This window comes from Actinacidiphila epipremni (assembly GCF_012034175.1).
GTDB lineage: Bacteria > Actinomycetota > Actinomycetes > Streptomycetales > Streptomycetaceae > Actinacidiphila > Actinacidiphila epipremni.
This window is the reverse complement of sequence record NZ_JAATEJ010000016.1, coordinates 99,056-116,069: the sequence shown is the minus strand read 5'-3', so window position 1 is coordinate 116,069 and position 17,014 is coordinate 99,056. Positions and strand designations below refer to the sequence as shown.

The 17,014-nt window shown below is 73.7% G+C and carries 18 protein-coding genes; 10 read left to right on the top strand and 8 right to left on the bottom strand.

Annotated elements, in window-relative coordinates; all coding sequences use genetic code 11:
* Positions 1–10 precede the first annotated feature (10 nt).
* Positions 11–1,831 carry a DUF2264 domain-containing protein gene (locus HCN08_RS19935; protein ID WP_167984512.1) on the bottom strand — a complete coding sequence of 607 codons (1,821 nt, stop codon included), beginning with the start codon at positions 1,829–1,831 and terminating at the stop codon, positions 11–13.
* A gap of 272 nt (positions 1,832–2,103) precedes the next feature.
* Between HCN08_RS19935 and HCN08_RS19930 the strand changes: the two genes are divergently transcribed.
* The 3 genes from HCN08_RS19930 to HCN08_RS19920 all read left to right on the top strand — a co-directional run bounded on the left by HCN08_RS19930 (position 2,104) and on the right by HCN08_RS19920 (position 4,005).
* Positions 2,104–2,691, top strand: coding sequence for a GNAT family N-acetyltransferase (locus tag HCN08_RS19930; protein ID WP_167984511.1), 588 nt, complete (start codon positions 2,104–2,106; stop codon positions 2,689–2,691).
* Between the two features lie 112 nt (positions 2,692–2,803).
* Positions 2,804–3,469 carry a Type 1 glutamine amidotransferase-like domain-containing protein gene (locus tag HCN08_RS19925; RefSeq protein WP_167984510.1) on the top strand — a complete coding sequence of 222 codons (666 nt, stop codon included), beginning with the start codon at positions 2,804–2,806 and terminating at the stop codon, positions 3,467–3,469.
* 29 nt (positions 3,470–3,498) lie between these two features.
* A complete protein-coding gene (locus HCN08_RS19920) occupies positions 3,499–4,005 on the top strand; it encodes an AAA family ATPase (RefSeq protein ID WP_167984509.1) in 507 nt (168 codons plus the stop codon).
* 224 nt (positions 4,006–4,229) lie between these two features.
* Here HCN08_RS19920 and HCN08_RS19915 read toward each other — a convergent pair whose 3' ends face one another.
* On the bottom strand, positions 4,230–4,436 hold the full coding sequence (locus HCN08_RS19915; RefSeq protein ID WP_167984508.1) for a DUF397 domain-containing protein: 207 nt from the start codon (positions 4,434–4,436) through the stop codon (positions 4,230–4,232).
* The gene (locus HCN08_RS19910; protein WP_167984507.1) at positions 4,433–5,317 is read right to left on the bottom strand and encodes a helix-turn-helix domain-containing protein; all 885 of its coding nucleotides are present in this window, start codon (positions 5,315–5,317) and stop codon (positions 4,433–4,435) included. Before HCN08_RS19910 ends, HCN08_RS19915 begins: the two co-directional genes overlap by 4 nt.
* 222 nt (positions 5,318–5,539) lie before the next feature.
* Between HCN08_RS19910 and HCN08_RS19905 the strand changes: the two genes are divergently transcribed.
* From HCN08_RS19905 to HCN08_RS35530, 4 genes are all read left to right on the top strand, one after another.
* A complete protein-coding gene (locus HCN08_RS19905) occupies positions 5,540–5,938 on the top strand; it encodes a hypothetical protein (RefSeq protein ID WP_167984506.1) in 399 nt (132 codons plus the stop codon).
* Between the two features lie 43 nt (positions 5,939–5,981).
* Positions 5,982–6,353 carry an ATP-binding protein gene (locus HCN08_RS19900; RefSeq protein ID WP_167984505.1) on the top strand — a complete coding sequence of 124 codons (372 nt, stop codon included), beginning with the start codon at positions 5,982–5,984 and terminating at the stop codon, positions 6,351–6,353.
* Positions 6,354–6,492: 139 nt separating this feature from the next.
* On the top strand, positions 6,493–7,998 hold the full coding sequence (locus HCN08_RS19895; RefSeq protein ID WP_167984504.1) for a hypothetical protein: 1,506 nt from the start codon (positions 6,493–6,495) through the stop codon (positions 7,996–7,998).
* 237 nt (positions 7,999–8,235) lie between these two features.
* On the top strand, positions 8,236–8,943 hold the full coding sequence (locus tag HCN08_RS35530; RefSeq protein WP_407648844.1) for an alkaline phosphatase PhoX: 708 nt from the start codon (positions 8,236–8,238) through the stop codon (positions 8,941–8,943).
* Positions 8,944–8,995: 52 nt separating this feature from the next.
* On the opposite strand, the gene HCN08_RS19885 is transcribed toward HCN08_RS35530, so the two are convergent.
* The 4 genes from HCN08_RS19885 to HCN08_RS19870 form a co-directional block, all read right to left on the bottom strand.
* Positions 8,996–9,640, bottom strand: a complete 645-nt coding sequence (locus HCN08_RS19885) for an HNH endonuclease family protein (protein WP_167984503.1) — start codon at positions 9,638–9,640, stop codon at positions 8,996–8,998.
* 231 nt (positions 9,641–9,871) lie between these two features.
* A complete protein-coding gene (locus tag HCN08_RS19880; protein WP_206318984.1) occupies positions 9,872–11,110 on the bottom strand; it encodes a TerD family protein in 1,239 nt (412 codons plus the stop codon).
* A gap of 91 nt (positions 11,111–11,201) precedes the next feature.
* Complete coding sequence (locus HCN08_RS19875; protein WP_167984502.1) at positions 11,202–12,173, bottom strand: alpha/beta hydrolase; 972 nt, start codon at positions 12,171–12,173, stop codon at positions 11,202–11,204.
* 33 nt (positions 12,174–12,206) lie between these two features.
* On the bottom strand, positions 12,207–12,524 hold the full coding sequence (locus tag HCN08_RS19870) for a putative quinol monooxygenase (protein ID WP_167984501.1): 318 nt from the start codon (positions 12,522–12,524) through the stop codon (positions 12,207–12,209).
* A gap of 149 nt (positions 12,525–12,673) precedes the next feature.
* Between HCN08_RS19870 and HCN08_RS19865 the strand changes: the two genes are divergently transcribed.
* Positions 12,674–13,579, top strand: a complete 906-nt coding sequence (locus HCN08_RS19865) for an AraC family transcriptional regulator (RefSeq protein ID WP_167984500.1) — start codon at positions 12,674–12,676, stop codon at positions 13,577–13,579.
* 20 nt (positions 13,580–13,599) lie between these two features.
* Here HCN08_RS19865 and HCN08_RS19860 read toward each other — a convergent pair whose 3' ends face one another.
* Positions 13,600–14,409, bottom strand: a complete 810-nt coding sequence (locus HCN08_RS19860; protein WP_167984499.1) for an NAD-dependent epimerase/dehydratase family protein — start codon at positions 14,407–14,409, stop codon at positions 13,600–13,602.
* Positions 14,410–14,659: 250 nt separating this feature from the next.
* Between HCN08_RS19860 and HCN08_RS19855 the strand changes: the two genes are divergently transcribed.
* Both HCN08_RS19855 and HCN08_RS19850 read left to right on the top strand, forming a co-directional pair.
* Positions 14,660–15,592 carry a 5-dehydro-4-deoxyglucarate dehydratase gene (locus HCN08_RS19855; protein WP_167984498.1) on the top strand — a complete coding sequence of 311 codons (933 nt, stop codon included), beginning with the start codon at positions 14,660–14,662 and terminating at the stop codon, positions 15,590–15,592.
* A 37-nt stretch (positions 15,593–15,629) separates the two neighbouring features.
* On the top strand, positions 15,630–16,823 hold the full coding sequence (locus tag HCN08_RS19850) for a hypothetical protein (RefSeq protein ID WP_167984580.1): 1,194 nt from the start codon (positions 15,630–15,632) through the stop codon (positions 16,821–16,823).
* Positions 16,824–17,014 lie beyond the last annotated feature (191 nt).

The following is a 17,014-nucleotide window of genomic DNA, read 5'->3' as shown; positions in this document are numbered from 1 at the left end:
TGACGGTGGCTCAGATACGCGCGGCCGGCGGCTCCTCCTGCCACGCCGCCGCCTGCGCGGGCCCGGCGCCCAGCACGGCGCAGCGCAACCAGTGCTCGCCGGGCGGGAGTTGGGCCAGCAGGGTGGGGAGGGCGGTGCGGCGGGCCAGGACGTTGGTGCCGGGGAGTACGTCGACGACCTGGCCGGCGCGGGGCTGCGCGCCAGGGGTGCCGAGGTCGAGCAGGCCGCTGAGGTCGCCGGCGGCGCTCACGGCGAGGGCCCGCCCGGCGGTCTCCTCCCGGCGGGTGCCCTCGCCCTCGCGGTCGACGGCGAAGCCGCCCTCGGCGGTGTGCAGGGCGCGGCCGGTGCGGATGCGGTGGGTGCGCAGGTGCCAGGGCGCGGCGGCGGTCAGCCAGGTGGTGATCTCGACGTCGGGCCAGGGGCGCCAGGTGCTGCGTACGGTGCCTTCCTCGGTGACCTGGTCGGTGCCGGTCTGCTCGCCGGTCGCCGCCGGGGCCTCGCACGTCTCGCGGACCCGGAAGTGCACCGGCTCGTCGCCGGCGTCGTCGCTGACGGCGAGGACGGAGTCGTACGCCCCGTGCACCAGGCCGAGTTCGCCGGCGGGGAGGCTGAAGCCGAAGCGCGTGGAGTAGGCGAACTTGGCGTATTTGGCGGGGCCGCCGCGCGCCCAGGTGTTGTGCTGGCGCCCGCTGAGCAGCGTCACGTCGCCGCCGGAGCGCAACAGGACGGCGCCGGCGGGGGGTTGGACGAGGGTGGCGGGCAGGTCGGCGGGCAGCGGCTGCTCGTCCGCCGTCCAGAAGGGGGCGTCGGCGGGCAGCGCGAGCGGCAGGAACGCCTTCATGGCCCAGTACGGCGAGGCCGGGCCGTTGTACTGCTCGGCGACGGCGGGCTGCGGGTAGCCGTAGCCGATGCTCAGCAGGCCGCCGGGCGAGGTCGTCGCCGAGCGGTCGCGCCACCAGCGCACGTGCCGCATGAGCAGGCCCTTGACCTCGCCGGCGGGCAGCGCGTCGGAGCCGGCGTAGGCGAGGGCGCCCCAGAACGACCCTTGTGCGAAGCGGTAGATGAGGCTGCGCCCGTACGGCACCGCCGAGCCGTCATCGGCGAACCAGTGCCGGAAGCCGCGGGCGAACTCCCCTGCCCGGTCGCGGAACCGGGCGGTGCGGGCGGCGTCCTCGACGCCGGCGAGGGCCGCGTAGATCAGGCCGTAGAAGTGCATGGCCCAGGGGATGTAGTAGTCGCGCTGCTCGGTGGGGCCGTCGCCGTACCAGCCGTCGGCGAGCGCGTACGTCTCCAGCCGGTCCAGCCGGGCGTGGCGGGCGGCGCGGTCGTGGGCGTAGCCGACCCGGTCCAGGCCGAGGGAGACCATGACCGGGAAGAAGTTCCAGTTGTTGTCCGGGGTGCGGGCCTCGATGAAGCGGGTGAGCCAGGCGCCGGCGCGGTCCTTCTCGGCGCTGCCGAGCGGGTCCCACAGCTTGTCGGGGGCGAGCGCGAGGGCGAAGCCGAGGGCGGCGGACTCGACCGTGCGCTGGTCGATGCCCTCGGGGGCGCCCCAGTATTCGGGGTGGCCGGGGTCGGTGCCGGCGGCCAGGCCGCGGGCCCACACGTCCCAGTGCGCGAAGTCGCCGCCGCCGGCCGCGAGCGGTGCCAGGCCCCACAGCGGGCGGGCGTAGCCCTCCAGGTCGGCGGCGGTGTCGTCGTGGTGCGCGATGTTGACGCCGAGCCGGATGCGGGCGCCGCCGGGGCTCGCGTACGGCGGCAGGGCGTCCGCCAGTTCCGTCGCGTACGCCCGCATCTCGTCGCGTGCCGACTGCTCGCTCGTGCCGCCGCTCATGACCGTGTGGCCCTCCGTCGAAGTTTGCGACAACTTTCGCAACTGCTGAGCCGCACGTCAACGCCCTGGCCCTGCTACGGCCTGACCTGGAGGAGGGCGTGGGTGCCGCTGCTGCGCCAGGCGGTGCGGGTGGCGCCGGGGCCGGCGGCGACGTCGGACTTCGGCGGTCTCCGCCGGCAGCCGGTCCAGCGCGTGCTGCTGCGCGGGCGGGTTGTGCGGGACGTGACGGTTGTGCGGTCGTGCGGGTGGGGCCGGCCGGTAGATTGCCGGCCATGACCGCACCCGAGGCCGAGGCCGAGCCCGCCCCGGAGCACGAACCCGTGCCCGTGCCCTGGCCGCCCGCGCCGATCAGGACCGAGCGCCTGGTGCTGCGTGAGTCCGAGGCGCGGGACCGTGCCGCCTGCATCGAGCTGTCGGCCTCGCCGGAGGCGGGCACGTACGTCGGCGGAGCCCGGCCGCGCGAGGAGCTGGAACGCACGGTGCCGGAGGTGCCGGGGCGGCGCCCCGGGTTCTTCGTGGTGGAGCTCGACGGCACGATGATCGGCTACATCCAGCTCCTCGACCGGCGCGACCCCGAGCGCCCGGGCCATGTCCGCCCCGAGGGCGGCGAGGCCGAGCTGGGCTACATGTTCCTGCCGCACGCCTGGGGCCACGGCTATGCGACGGAGGCGTGCGCGGCGGCTCTCGACTGGTTCGCCACCGTGCTCCCGGGCGAGCCGGTCGTCCTCACCACGCAGACCGCCAACACCCGCTCCCTGCGGCTCGCCGCACGGCTCGGCTTCACGGAGGTGGCACGGTTCGAGGAGTGGGCCGCGGAACAATGGTTCGGCGTCCGCCCCGCGCGTATCTCCACCGACTGAGCCGGCCCGCCGGGTGAGCCTGCCGGGGCTGAGGCGGCCCGGCGGGGAGGCGCGGGGGCCGATGCGCGCGGGCCCGTTGCTCTTGTTGCGGTTCGCGCGCTAGGAAGGGCATGTGCAGCTCCTCCTCACTTCCGCGGGCATCAAGAACGCGAGCATCCGCGATGCGCTGGTCGCCCTGCTGGGCAAGCCGATCTCCGAGGCGAACGCCCTGTGCATCCCCACCGCGGCCCACCCGATGCCCGGCGGCCCGGCGATGGCCTGGCGCGTGATCAACGGCCTGGCCGGCACACCCCTGTGCGAGCTGGGCTGGAAGAGCCTCGGCGTGCTGGAACTCACCGCGCTGCCGAGCATCGGCGCGGAGTCGTGGGTGCCGGCGGTCCGGGAGGCCGACGCCCTGCTGGTGGCGGGCGGCGACCCCCTCTACCTCGCCCACTGGATGCGCGAGTCGGGCCTCGCGGACCTCTTCCCGTCCCTCCCGGACACCGTCTACGTCGGCGTGAGCGCCGGCAGCATGGTGATGGCCCCCCGCATCGGCGCGGACTTCGTCGGCTGGCGGCCCCCGACCGGCGGTGACACCACCCTCGGCGTGGTCGACTTCGCCCTCTTCCCGCACCTCGACCACCCGAGCCTGCCCGAGAACACCTTTTCCCACGCGGTGAAATGGGCCGCGACGCTGCCGTTGACGTCCTACGCGATCGACGACGAGACGGCGATCACTGTCTCCGCCGGCACGATGGACGTCGTCTCCGAGGGCCACTGGAAGCGCCTGCCGGAGTGACGGCCGGTCCAGCATGCGAAGGTGTCGCCATGCTGATCGTGATGGCGGGGCTGCCCGGCACGGGCAAAAGCGCGGTCGCCGAGGCACTGGGGCGCGAACTGGGCGCCCCGGTCGTCTCCGTCGACCCGATCGAGGCGGCCCTGTGGCGCGCGGGAGTCACCCGCGACCAGCCCACCGGCCTCGCGGCGTACCTCGTGGCCGAGACGGTGGCCGAGGGCGTGCTCGCCCTCGGCCAGACGGTGATCGTCGACGCGGTCAACGCGGTGGAGCCGGCCCGGAGCCAGTGGCGTTCGCTGGCGAAACGCCACGACGTATGGCCGACGTTCATCGAGACGGTGTGCTCCGACCCGGCCCTGCACCGCCGCCGCCTGGAGGGCCGCTCCCGCGACATCGAGGGCTTCCCGGAACCGACCTGGGAGGCGGTCGAACGCCTCCGTGCGGAGTTCGCCCCGTGGACCGATGTGCGCCTGGTGCTGGACACGGCGATCGACCTGCCGACCAACACCGCAAGGGCCCTGGGATTCCTGATCGCCTGACCCTGCCCGCGCCCGGAACCAGGTCAGTCGCCGAGGACCCGCGACGGTGACCTCCCCGACGACCTCGCCCCCGGCGAGCACCACCCCCGGCCACACCGACCCCGTCCGATGAGCCGGGCCAGCCTACGCGACCGGCCGGCGACGCGCGGTCCGCTGCCGGGCAGTGCGAAGCGCGGCCGGGACCGCACAGGTCCCGACCGCGGTGCCGAGCGTCGCGGTGGGCGCTACGCTCCCGGGAACTCACCGTGGGCGACGCCGTGCACGAAGGCCGTCCATGCCTCCGCGCCGAACACGAGGGCCGGTCCCGCCGGGTCCTTGCTGTCGCGGGCGGCGACCCGTTCGCCGGATATCGCGACCTCCACGCATTCGCCTTGGCCATTGCTGTAGCTCGACTTGAACCACAGCCGGTCGGCCGGAACGTCGCTACTCACTGTCTCCACTCCTTTGCCGCGTCGGCGATGAATTTCCTGCTCGCCGTCTCGTTCAGCGATGCGCTCTTGATGTTGTTGAACGCCAACTCGTACCGCTCCACCTCGTGGGGCTTGTCGAGGTAGAGGGCTCCGGCGAAGCCTTCGATGTAGATGGTGGTCGGCTCGTTGGGCATGCCCGCGCCGTTGGTCGGAAACTCCAGCATGACGAACGGCCCGGACATCACGCCGTAGTGCATGCCGCGTGCGAACGGCATCACGCGGACGGCGAGGTTGGGCAGCTCGCCCACGTCGAGGAGGTGGGCGAGCTGGTCGGCCATGATCTTCTCGCTGCCGATCGGGCGCCGGATCACCGCCTCGTTCAGCACCACGCCGATCCCCGGGGGATCGGTCACCCGGGTGAGCAGCGCCTGGCGCTCGATGCGGAGCTGCACCCGGCGTTCGATCTCCTGGTCGCTGACGGTGGGGTTGTCCGTGCGGATCACCGTTCTGGCGTAGTCGTCGGTCTGCAGCAGGCCCGGCACCAACTCCGCCTGGTAGATCGAGAGGGCGGTCGCCGCCTCCTCCAAGCTGATGTACACGTCGAACCAGTTGGGGATGACGTCGCCGTAGCTGTGCCACCACCCCTTGGCCTTGGTCTCCTTGGCCAGGGCCATGAGCGCGCTCGTCAGGTCGGCGCCCGCTCCGTAGACGCGGCACATCGTCTCGACGTCGTGGCTGCGGAGCGACGTCTGGCCCGTCTCGATCCGCCACAGCTTCGCCTCTGACCATTCCAACGCCTCAGCCGCCGCCTTCACCGTCAGCCGTGCCTTGTTGCGCAACTCGCGCAAGTGGCGCCCGAGCTGACGCCTGGGCACTGTCGACCCACTCGCTCCGTCGGCCATTTGTCCCTCCCTCAGTTTGACGGTACGTGATCTCTCGTTATGCAAGCATCTGGCTACTTGCTTCGCAATAAAGCTCACTCTCGGGGGTGAATGCAAAATGAAGCCTTGCATATTTCAAGGCCCCGGTGCTTGGCTCGGTTCCAGGCCGGGGCGGCGGCGCAAGCGGCCCGCATTCCCCGCCGCCCGCCCACCACCCCCCCCGTGACCTGGAAGTGATTCCGCATGCACCCGACCAGCGCCCCGAGCGCCCCGAGCGCGCCGCGCGGCGACCGCATCGCCGCAGCCGCCTACCTCCGCCGGCTTCCCGGCATGGACACGGACGCCGTTCTCCTGACGCTGACGGCGTTAGTCGCGTTCACCGAACGGCAGGGCCTCGCGCTTGCCGCAGTGCACTACGAGCCCCGGCCCAGCGAGCGCCTGGCCACCTGGGCAGAGCTCATCGTGGGCTGCCGTTCCGAGGGGGTCGCCAACGTCGTCGTGCCGAGCCCGGACCACTTCCATCATGACGCCGAGATCGCGGCCTTCATGCGCGATGAGCTGGCGCAGAAGATCCAGGGTGCCGTGTGGTACGCCGGCGGGTCCGCGGACACGACGGCTCGGGCGGGCCGGCGTGCGGACTGAGCCGGGGACGCGGAAGTGCGGCGTCCGCGTCACGCTGGCGGCGGTGCCCGCCGCGCCCGGGCTGGCGCGGTCCTTCGTGCGCCACACGCTGCGGGCCTGGCGCCTCGGCCGGCTCGTCGACGACGCCGAGCTCGTCGCGAGTGAGCTGGTCACCAACGCCGTCAAGGCATCCACGACGCCCGCGCCCGCGGACCTCCGCGGTACGCCGCTGGTGATGGTCGAACTCCGGGCGGACGGGGACGTCCTGCGTATCGCCGTCAAGGACTCCGACCGGGGCCGGCCCGCGCTCCAGGAGGCTGCCGACGACGCCGAAGGGGGCCGCGGGCTCTTCCTGGTGCAGGCCCTCAGCGCGCGGTGGGACGTCAGCCCGGCGCCGGACGGCAAAGTGACCTGGGCCGAACTGCACCTCGGCTGAGCCGCGCCCGCAACCGCCGGGCCGGACGCGCGGGCGGCGCGGGGCAAGGCGCGAGAAGGGGCGGGGTGCAGGGCCTACGCTGAGGGGGGTGGCGGGCGCCGCTCGCCGACAACGGAAACGCTGAAGGGGAGCCCTCCCGATGTCCGCAAGTCCTTTCGTACTGCCGCCCGTGCGCCTGCTGCCCGCGAGCGAGCTGGCCCGGATCGCGCTGGACGTGCCCCTGCTGGAGCGGGCCGTGCGGCTCGCGCGGTGGGCGGGGCCGGAGCGGGCGGTGGACGCGATGGGGGAGCTGCTCGACGACGAACTGGCCGCGGCTGCCGCGGAGCTGGGGCTCACGGGCAAAGAGGGCAAAGAAGGCGACGAGGGGGAGGAGCGGGACGGGCTCGGGGAGGCCGCGCAGGCGTGGGCGGTCGCCGTGGACGCCGGGCTGCTCGACCTGGAGATCGAGGAGGAGGCCGAGGAGTCCACCCCGCAGGGTGAGGCGGCCGGGCGGGCGGTGCCGGGTGCGGCGCTCGCCGCGGTCGCCGCCGGTGAGCCGCAGGACGTCCTGGACGCCTGGCTCGCCGCCGCCGAGGCCGCGCTCGCCGAGGCCGCCTCCCCCGACCTGGAGCCGCCCCACGACGCCGACGGCGAACTGGGCGCCGAGGACCAGGACTGGGACCCCGAGGAGGAGGCCGCCTTCCTCGACACCGCCCTGGCCAACCTCTACACCCTCATGGCCCTCGACGACGGCACGGAGACCTCCCACGGCGCCGTCCCGCTGCCGGTGCTCGCCGCCTCCCTCGTCGTCCCCGACGAGATGGAGCAGCCCAGCGACGCCGTGCTGGAGGAGGTCACCGACGTCATGATGCGGCTGGACGAGCACTTCCGGCTGCTCGACCCGACCGGCCTGCTCGCCTACCAGCCCCTGGACGACGCGCTCATCGAGGACGACGAGGAAGCCGCGCTCCCCGAGCCCGGCGAGGAGCTGGACCCGCAGGAGATCTCCCGCTACGGCCTGGTCCGGCTCACCCCGCTCGGCGTCTACGGCATGCGCCAACTCCTCATGGACGCCGGCGCGTCCGCCCCCGTGGTCGGCGAACTCGCCGAAGCCTCGGGCGCGGAGCTGCTGTCGGCCCTCGCCGGCTACCCGGACCACGTCGCCCGCACCGAAGCAGAGTCCTGGCTCGCGGACCGCAAACCGGCCGACGCCGCACGGGAGTTGCTGGCCGCCGCGCGCGGCGACGACGCCACCGCGCCGTCCCGCCGGCTCATCTGCCAGCAGACCCTCACCCTGCTCGGCGACGAGGCCGAGCCCGCGCTGCGCGAGGTCCTGGACGACCGCCGGCTCGGCGGCCTCGCCCGGGTGTGGCTCACCGAAATCGGCGCCGCCGACGTGCCCGCGCCCGACCCCGACATGGTCTTCTGGCTCACCGTCGACACGCTCGCCGCCCAACTCGCCGCCGGCGACGACCCTGAGCTGCTGTCGGAGCTGGTCGCCGACCTCGTCGCCCGGCACGACGGCTTCTTCGACGCCGCCTGGCGCGTCGACCACCCGGCCACCGCCGACGTCCTGGAGGCCATGGGCCGCCTGCACCCGGACCGCAAGGCCGCCAAGGACGCCCGCAAGGCCGCCTTCAAGGCCCGCTCCCGCGACGGTTCCTGAGCCCGGACGACGGGCCTGCACGACGAGCCCGGACGACGGGCCCGTAGGACCAGCCCGTACGACCGGGCCGTGGACGGAGACGGTACGGGGCCGCGTGCGCGCGAACGGCGCGGCCCCCGCCCGCCCCGCGCCCCCTCCCGTACGCCTCACGTTCACGGCGATGTGGCCCCCGGCGGCGAACCTGGCAGCCGCACGCACCGCGTGCGTACGCCCGCGCCCGCCGCAAGGGGAGCCATCGTGCCGCTCAGCCGCAGAGACGCCGTGCCCCTGCTCACCGCGCCCGCCGGCGCCCCGGACCGCGCCCTCCCGCGCACCGGCCGGCCACGCGGCAGCACACCGTGGGGCACCTGGCTGACCTGCGACGAGACCGGGTCCGGCCACGTCGTCGAGGTCGAGCCGTACAACGGCCCCGGCGGCCCCGACGACCGGCGCCGCGTCCCGCTCAAGGCGCTGGGCCGCTGCGCACCCACCGCTGTCGCCGTCGACCCCCGGCGCGGCCACCTCTACCTCACCGAGGACGCCGCCGCCCCGGCCGGCCTGCTCTACCGCTGGACCCCGCCCCGGGGCTTCGCGCACGGCCCCGGCAAGCTCGCGCAACTCGGCGAGACCGACGGCCACCTCCAGGCGTTCCGCTGCTTCGACTCCGCCGGCCGCTTCGTGGCCGACCTCTCGCGCCCCGCCAGGACCGGCGTCCGCTACGGCGTGGACTGGATCGACGTCCCGGACCGTACGGCCGAAACGGCCCCGGTGCGCGCCCAGTTCACCGGCGACCAGGTCACCCGGGCGTGCGGCCTGGCGGACATGTGGTGGGCGGACGGCGGCGTGTACGTCGTCGTGTCGTCCGGCGCGGCGGGGGCGGGCCCGCGGCGGCGGGACGGATCGGTGTGGTTCTACGACCCCTCCCGCCGCACGCTGGCGCTCACGGCGCTGCCCGGCAGCCGCTGAGCGGCACCCCGCCGCGCCGGACGACCTCAGCCGTAACGTTTCTGCCCGCGCCTCAGCACCCGCTCAGTATCGAGCTGAGCTTCGACTTCTCCGCGCTGTCCACGCTCAGCCCGTAGTAGTGCTTGACCTGCACCCACGCCCGCGCGTACGTGCACTGGTACGACGCGCGCGGCAGCCACTCGGCCGGGTCGCGGTCGCCCTTGGAGCGGTTGGAGGACGCCGAGACGGCCAGCAGCTGCGGGCGCGTCACGTCGTTGGCGAACGCCTGCCGCTGCGCGGTGGTCCAGGACCAGGCGCCCGAGGCCCACGCCTCGGCCAGCGGCACGAGGTGGTCGATGTCGAAGCTCGACGCGGTCGTGGTCGTCGCGCCGTCGTAGACGCTGGTCCAGCTGCCCGAGGTGGCCTTGCAGGCGCTGTCGGTCGTCACCCCGCTGCCGTCCCGCTTCAGGACGTACTCGCGGGTGTCGCACGTGCCGGAGATGGTGATCCAGGTGGGGAACAGGTCGCGGTTGTACGTCGAGGCGTGGGTCTCGGCGGTCGCCGTCATGCCGGAGAGGTAACTGCGGGCGGTGGAGGCGGCGATGGGCGTCGGCAGGGCGGCGGACGCACTCCCGCCGCCGGCCAGCAGCGCGGTGGCGGCGAGCGCGGCGGTCCCCGCGGTGGCGGCTATTCGGTACGCGAGACGGTTTGCGGACATGGCTGAGCGCTCCCGTGGCTTGGGGGGTGGGGGATGTGCCCCACCAGGGTCCCGGCACGGGGTCTATGCGGGTAGATGCTCAGCGGTAAAATTTAGGTGACCATGACACCCCGGGCGGTGTCGCGCACCCGACGCGCACCCCAACTCCCGCCCGTGGGGCGCGAAACCGCCCCCGGGCGCAAAGCCGCGCCCGCCGCCGGGAAGGGCGACGGGCGCGGCCGGGGCGGGCGGTCAGAGCGCCGCGGCACCCGGCTTCACCAGGGAGCGGGCGGTACGGGCGTCGACGAACGTGCCCAGCGCGGTCATCTCCCACTCGCCCGAATACTGCTTGACGAACTTCGCCATCAGCACGCCGGTGCGGGCCTCGCCGCCGGTCAGGTCGAAGCGGACCAGCTCCTCGCCGGACGAGGCGTCGAGCAGCCGGCAGTACGCCTTGGCGACCTTGTTGAACTTCTGGCCCGAGTAGGAGTTGACGGTGAAGACCAGCCCGGTGGCCTCCGGCGGCAGGCCGCCGAGGTGGACGGTGATCGACTCGTCGTCGCCCGAGCCATGGCCGGTCAGGTTGTCGCCGGAGTGCTGGATCGCGCCGTTCAGGATGGTCAGCCGGCCGAAGTAGCAGGTCTCCAGGTGGTTGCGCTGCGGGCCGTAGACGATGACCGACGCGTCGAGGTCGATGTCCCGGCCGCCGAACGCCGGCTCCCAGCCGAGGCCCATCCGCACCGACGACAGCAGCGGCTTGCCCGCCTTGACCAGCGAGACCGTCTCGTTCTTGCGCAGATTCACCCGGCCCTTGTCGAGGTTGATCCGGCCGGGCGCGGCGGGCGGGGCCGCCGGCGGCGCGGGCGGGGAGCTGGGCGGCGGGGGCGGCAGATGGGTGGCCGCGGGGCCGGCCGGCGGCGCGACCTGCGGCGGGGCGGGCGGCTGCGCCGGGGCCGCCGGCGGCTGGGCAGCGGCGGCGGGGGCGGGCGACTCCTCGACCGTCACGCCGAAGTCGGTGGCGATGCCCGCCAGGCCGTCGGCGTACCCCTGCCCGACCGCGCGGACCTTCCAGGCGCCGCCCCTGCGGTAGACCTCGACGACCACCAGCGCGGTCTCCGGGCCGAGCCCGGTGGGGGCGAAGGTGGCGATCACCGCGCCGTCGTCGGCGCCGCGCACCGTCGCCGTCGGGGTCGTGCCGGCGAAGGGGCCGCCGCTGTCCAGGCTCGCCGTCACGACGATCTTCTCGATGCCGGCCGGCACCGCCGCGGTGTCCACGGTGATCGAGTCGGGGCCGGCGCCGCCGCCGGCGCGGTGGGTCACCCCCGGGCCGCCCTGCGGCTGGTTGTAGAAGACGAAGTCCTCGTCGGAGCGCACCTTGCCGTCGGCGGTCAGCAGCAGGCCCGAGACGTCGAGCCGCACCGGCGCGGCGACCTCGACGGTCACGCGGGGAACGGACAACGGCACATTCGAGCCGGGGGTCATTGCGGTCATGCCCGGGTAACGACCGACTCCGCTTTGCGGTTCCATTACCCGGGGCCATCCGGAGCACCCGCCGCGTCCGGCCCGGACCCCTCGGCTCCGCCTATGCGGCGGGGCCGGTGCGCAGGAGCCGGGCGAGCCAGGCGGTGCGGGTGCGGCGGGCTGCGGCCGAGATGCGCGCCTGCGGGTACAGGGCGTCGAATCCGTGGAAGCCGCCTGCCCAGACGTGGAGTTCGGCCTGGCCACCGGCCGCCCAGATGCGGGTGGCGTAGTCGGTGTCCTCGTCGCGGAAGACTTCGGCGGATCCGGTGTCGATGTAGGTGGTCGGCAGGCCCGCGAGGTCGTCGGCGAGGGCGGGTGAGACATATGCGGGTACCTCGTCGTCGGTGCGGTCGCCGAGGAGGCAGCGCCATCCGAACCCGTTCATCTCGTGGGTCCAGACGCCGGGCCCGTTCGCGTACTGGAGGCTGGAGGTGGTGGCGTTGCGGTGGTCGAGCATGGGGCCGATCAGGACCTGGGCGGCGATCGCCGGGGTGCCGAGGTCGCGGGCCAGCAAGGTGACGCCGGCGGCGAGGCCGCCGCCCGCGCTGGCGCCTGCGACGATGATCCGGTCGGGGTCGATGCCCAGTTCGGCGGCGTGGCCGGCGATCCAGAGCAGCCCCTGGTAGCAGTCGTCGACCGGGACGGTGCCGGTGAACTCGGGTGCGAGCCGGTAGTCGACGCAGACCACGACGGCGCCGAACTCGTCGAGCCACTCCAGCGGGATGTCGATCTGCGAGAAGCGGTCGCCCATGACCATCCCGCCGCCGTGCATCCAGTAGACGCAGGGTGCGGCGGCGGTGCGCTCGCTGTGCGCGGGGCTGAAGACGGACAAGGGGATCGGGGTGCCGTCCGGACTCGCAACGGTGACCTCGCGCCGGTCGACGGCGCGGCCTTCGAGGAGGGGTTCGACGGGCATCGAGGAGAAGGGGCGTATCTGCGCCAGCACTTCCGGGCCGAGCTGCGACATCAGCGGCATGTCGGCCAGGAGTTCACGCAGTTCCGGGTCGAGGCAGGGACGTGCGGTGGTGGTCATGGTCGTTTCCTCTCGTGGGTGGTGTCCGGCCGGTCAGAGGGCGGATCTGCCGCGGACCGGGACGTGGTCGGTGTACTCGGAGTCCTTGGCGAGCAGGGGGGCGATCTGCGCCACGATGGACTGGGCGGCCTCGCCGGCGAAGACGCGGTGGTGGTCCTCCTCGCTGGTCCAACCCTCGGTGACGTGGACGACGTCGGAGTCGGACGCGGAGCGGGAGACGAGATAGACCAGGCAGTGCTCGCTCGCGCCGGGGCTGCCCTCGTCCAGTCCGGTCAGCAGCAGGTCGACGAGCTGGTCGCCCCTACCGGGCCTGGCGGTCAGGGTGGCGCCGAAGCCGTAGCCGGCAATCATGGAATCACTCTCTTCCTCTTCGGTGATGGAGTGCGGTGATTCCATTCAAGCGCCTTGACCTGCGGAAACGTTAGACCGATAGTCGCTTGTGCTTGCATGATCCTCGCGATTTCGGGGACTGCGGTGCGCAGTGGTGCTGCAATGGGCGCATGTACCTCGAAGAGCTCCGTACTCTGCTGGCCCGCCATGCGCGGCCCGACTGGACCACCGCCGTCGAGGGCGTCCTCGTCTCGAAGGTCGACCGCCCTGATCCGCCGGCGCCTTCGATGTCCGGCACGCTCCTGGCGGTCATCGCGCAGGGCGCCAAGCGCCTCGCCCTGGGGGACAGGGTGTTCGAGTACGGGCCCGGGCAGTACCTGGTCGCGTCCGTCGATCTGCCGGTCACCGGGCAGTTCACCCAGGCCGGCCCCGAGCAGCCGGCGCTGGGGTTCGGCCTCGTCCTGGAACCGTCCGCCGTTGCCGAGCTGCTGCTTGCCGCCGGGCCCGGAGACGCTCCCAGAAGCGGCGGCGGCGCGCCGTCGGGGATCGCCGTCAGTGACGCTCCGGACGCGCTGCTGGACGCGGTGGTCCGGCTGCTGCGCCTGCTCGACGAGCCCCGCGACCGGTCCGTACTGGCCCCGCTGGTCAAACGGGAGATCCTGTGGCGCCTGATCACCGGCGAGCAGGGGGCGACGGTTCGCCAGCTCGGCCTGGCCGACAGCAGCCTCAGCCACATCTCGCGGGCCGTGCGGTGGATCCGCGAGCACTACGCGCAGCCCTTCCGGGTCGAGGACGTGGCGCGGCAGTCCGGTATGGGCGTCTCCGCCTTCTACCGCAACTTCCAGGCGGTGACCGCGATGAGCCCCATCCAGTTCCAGAAGCAGATCCGGCTCCAGGAGGCCCGGCTGCTGCTCGCCACCCACCCCGGAGACGTCACTGGAGTCGGCCACCGCGTCGGCTACGACAGCCCGTCGCAGTTCAGCCGGGAGTACCGCCGCCAGTTCGGCGCGCCCCCCAGCCAGGACGCCGCCCGCCTGCGTCAGGCCGTGCGCGCGCCCGCGGGTGTCCTGCTCTGAGCCGGTGAGGCGTTGCCGCGTCAGTACGGCCAGATCGGCGGCTCCGTGCAGAACGCCCCGCCCAGGTTCGCGTGCGCCGGGTTCGCCGGGTCCAACTCGCCCTGCTCGGCGATGAGCCGCGCGGCGAAGACCTCGGAGTCGTCCTGCGGCTGGTAGCCGAGCGCACGCGCCGGGCCGAGGTCCCACCACAGCCGGGTGTTGGCGGAGCTGCCGTAGACGACGGTGTGCCCGGACACCTCCGCGGTGAGCGCGGCGTGGAAGAGCCGGGCGCCGTCGGCCGGGCTCATCCACACCGAGAGCATCCGCACCGTGCTGGGCTCGGGGAAGCACGAGCCGATGCGCACCGACACGGTGTCGATGCCGTGCCGGTCGGCGTAGAGCTGCGCCAGGTCCTCGCCGAAGCACTTGGACAGCCCGTAGTAGGTGTCGGGGCGGCGCGGGGTGTCGATCGGGATGAGCGGGTCGTCGCCCTGCGGGCGCGGGGTGAAGCCGACCGCGTGGTTGCTGGAGGCGAAGACGATCCGCCGGACGCCCTCCTCGCGCGCGGCCTCGTAGAGGTTGTACGTGCCCTCGATGTTGGCCTTGAGGATCTTGTCGAAGCCGGCCTCCAGGGAGATCCCGGCCAGGTGCACGATCGCGTCCACCCCGCGGACGGCGGCCCGCAGCGCGTCGCGGTCGGCCAGGTCGGCGGTGATCGCGCCGGGCTCGCCCTCGATCGGCAGCATGTCCAGCAGCCGCAGCCGGTAGCCGTAGGACGGCAGCAGGCCGCGCATCAGGGTGCCGAGGCCGCCGGCGGCGCCGGTGAGCAGAATGGTGCGGGGGGTCGGCATGGGGATCTCCTCGGTCGGACCGGCCGGGCGGGGCGCCGGACGGCGCCGCGGGGAGTATATCCATGGCCGTGATTCATGTATATGGACGCCATGGCCGGGCGGATCACCGCTCTGACCTGTGCTCGTCCGCTTGACCCGCGCACGGATACTCGCCTAGCGTGGCAGCGTTCATGAATATGGACATCGATCATATGAGCGCACACCTATACCGCGTAGGAACGCACACACCCGGACCTCAGGGGGAGACCCGATGACCGCACCCTCACTCGCCGAGCGTCTCGACGGCCTGCTGTTCTTCCCCGTGACCGCCTTCGGCCCCGACGGCGCCCTGGACCTCGACGCCTTCCGGGCGCATGTGCGCGCAGGGGTGGACGCCGGTGCGGCGGCCGTCTTCGCCTGCTGCGGCACCGGGGAGTTCCACGCCCTGTCGCCCGCCGAGTTCGGCGCGTGCGTGGCCGCCGCGGTCGAGGCCGCCGCCGGGCGGGTGCCGGTCGTCGCGGGCGCCGGATACGGCACCGCGCTCGCCGCCGAATACGCCGCCATCGCCCAACGCGCGGGCGCCGACGGCCTGCTGGCGATGCCGCCGTATCTGGTCGTGGCCGACCAGGAGGGCCTGCTGCGGCACTACACCGCGCTCGCCGCCGCCACCGACCTCGACGTCATCGTCTACCAGCGCGACAACGCCGTCTTCACCCCGGCCACCGTCGTCGAACTCGCCAAGGTGCCCAACATCATCGGCCTGAAGGACGGTTACGGCGACCTCGACCTGATGCAGCGCATCATCAGTGCGGTACGCACCGACCTGCCCGGCGCCGGCTTCCTCTACTTCAACGGCCTGCCCACCGCCGAACTGACCGGCTTGGCCTACCGCGGCCTGGGCGTCACGCTCTACTCCTCGGCGGTCTTCGCCTTCTCCCCGGAGATCGCCCTCGCCTTCCACCGGGCCCTCACCACCGGCGACGACGCCACCGTCGGCAAGCTCATCGACGGCTTCTACCGCCCGCTGGTCAACCTCCGCAGCCAGGGCCGCGGTTACGCGGTCTCGCTGGTCAAGGCGGGCGTGCGGCTGCGCGGCCAGGACGTCGGCGAGGTGCGCCCGCCGCTGAGCGAACCGGCCCCCGCACACGTCAAGGAGCTCGCCGAACTCATCGAGCGCGGCCTGGCGTTGCTCGGTGAGCGCTGAGATGGCGGCCCCCGCGCAGGGCGTCCGCGGGACCGGTCTGCGGGCCGGCGCCTTCGTCTACCCCTGGGACGTCGTCGGCGACCCCGCCGCGGCCGAGCGCATCGCCGGCCTCGGTGTCGCCCAGGTCACCCTCGCCGCCGCCTACCACTCCACCCGGGCGCTCACCCCGCGCCACCCGCGGCACCGCGTCGTCACCGCCGAGCACGCCGCCGTGCTCTACCCGCCGGACGAACGCCGCTGGAAGGACCGGGAGCTGCGGCCGTACGCGGCCGGCGCCTGGGCGCCCGGCGACGCATGGGGGAGCGCCGCCGAGGCGCTGCGCGCGGCCGGCCTGGAGGTCCACAGCTGGGTCGTGCTCGCGCACAACTCCCGTATGGGCGCCGAGCATCCGGACACCTCCGTGATCAACGCCCACGGCGACCGCTACCCGTGGGCGCCCTGCGTCGCCCGGCCCGCCGTACGCGACTACCTCCTCGACCTCGCCGCCGAGGCGGCCGTACGCCCCGGGGCCGCCGGCACGGAACTGGAGTCGCTGGGCTGGTACGGTCTCGCGCACCTGCACGCCCACGACAAGACCGGCGGCGTCCCGCTCGGCGACGCGGCGCAGTACCTGATGTCGCTGTGCTTCTGCCCCTCCTGCCGGGAGGGTTACGCCGGGCTCGGCGCCGATCCGGACGAACTGGCCGCGGCGGTACGGGCGTCGCTCGCCCCCGTGTGGTCCGGCGACAGGGGCGCGGACGCCGCGGGCCGGGACGGCATCGCCGCGCTGCTCGGCGAGCACTGGACGGCCCTGACCCTCGACTGGCGTACGCGGGTGGCCGGTTCGCTCCAGGAGCAGGCCGTCGCCGCGGTACGGGCCGCCGCCGCGCCCGGCTTCCAGGTGCTGATGCACGCCGACCCGGTGCCCTACCGCTGCGGCGCCAACGCCGGGGTGGACGCCGGGCGGATCCTCGCGCAGGCCGACGGCTTCGTGCTGCCCTGCCCCGGCGGGCCCGGCGGCGCCGCGGGCCGCGAGGCGGTGCTCGCGCCGGCCGCCGCGCATGCCCGGCCCGGCACGGTGCTCGCCGCGAACTTCACCGTCGTGGCCGGCATGGGCGGCAGCCCCGGTACCCTCGCCGCCGACGCCGCGCACGCCGCCGAGCTGGGCGCGACGCAACTGCGGCTCTACCACGCCGGGTTGGCCGGCGACGCCGATCTCGCGGCGGTCCGGGCGGTGCTGCGCGCGGGCTGAACCCGCAAGGCGGTGACGGCTCCCGGCCGGGACCGGGGCGCGGCGATCATGGGGGTACCGCCGCGCCCCGGAGCTTCACCCGACGGTGAGCGAGGAGGGCCGTGCACACCCAAGTCGCCACCGGGACGCGGGAGGTTGCCGTGCGACGCGGATTTATTTCCGGGAAGTTTCCCGCCGCCGTCGCGCGCAGG

Excerpts from the sequence above, each read along its gene's own strand:
- HCN08_RS19935 (WP_167984512.1), bottom strand. The coding sequence starts at position 1,831 with ATGAGCGGCGGCACGAGCGAGCAGTCGGCACGCGACGAGATGCGGGCG.
- HCN08_RS19930 (WP_167984511.1), top strand. The coding sequence starts at position 2,104 with ATGACCGCACCCGAGGCCGAGGCCGAGCCCGCCCCGGAGCACGAACCC.
- HCN08_RS19920 (WP_167984509.1), top strand. The coding sequence starts at position 3,499 with ATGCTGATCGTGATGGCGGGGCTGCCCGGCACGGGCAAAAGCGCGGTC.
- HCN08_RS19910 (WP_167984507.1), bottom strand. The coding sequence starts at position 5,317 with ATGGCCGACGGAGCGAGTGGGTCGACAGTGCCCAGGCGTCAGCTCGGG.
- HCN08_RS19905 (WP_167984506.1), top strand. The coding sequence starts at position 5,540 with ATGCACCCGACCAGCGCCCCGAGCGCCCCGAGCGCGCCGCGCGGCGAC.
- HCN08_RS19895 (WP_167984504.1), top strand. The coding sequence starts at position 6,493 with ATGTCCGCAAGTCCTTTCGTACTGCCGCCCGTGCGCCTGCTGCCCGCG.
- HCN08_RS19885 (WP_167984503.1), bottom strand. The coding sequence starts at position 9,640 with ATGTCCGCAAACCGTCTCGCGTACCGAATAGCCGCCACCGCGGGGACC.
- HCN08_RS19880 (WP_206318984.1), bottom strand. The coding sequence starts at position 11,110 with ATGACCGCAATGACCCCCGGCTCGAATGTGCCGTTGTCCGTTCCCCGC.
- HCN08_RS19875 (WP_167984502.1), bottom strand. The coding sequence starts at position 12,173 with ATGACCACCACCGCACGTCCCTGCCTCGACCCGGAACTGCGTGAACTC.
- HCN08_RS19870 (WP_167984501.1), bottom strand. The coding sequence starts at position 12,524 with ATGATTGCCGGCTACGGCTTCGGCGCCACCCTGACCGCCAGGCCCGGT.
- HCN08_RS19865 (WP_167984500.1), top strand. The coding sequence starts at position 12,674 with ATGTACCTCGAAGAGCTCCGTACTCTGCTGGCCCGCCATGCGCGGCCC.
- HCN08_RS19860 (WP_167984499.1), bottom strand. The coding sequence starts at position 14,409 with ATGCCGACCCCCCGCACCATTCTGCTCACCGGCGCCGCCGGCGGCCTC.
- HCN08_RS19855 (WP_167984498.1), top strand. The coding sequence starts at position 14,660 with ATGACCGCACCCTCACTCGCCGAGCGTCTCGACGGCCTGCTGTTCTTC.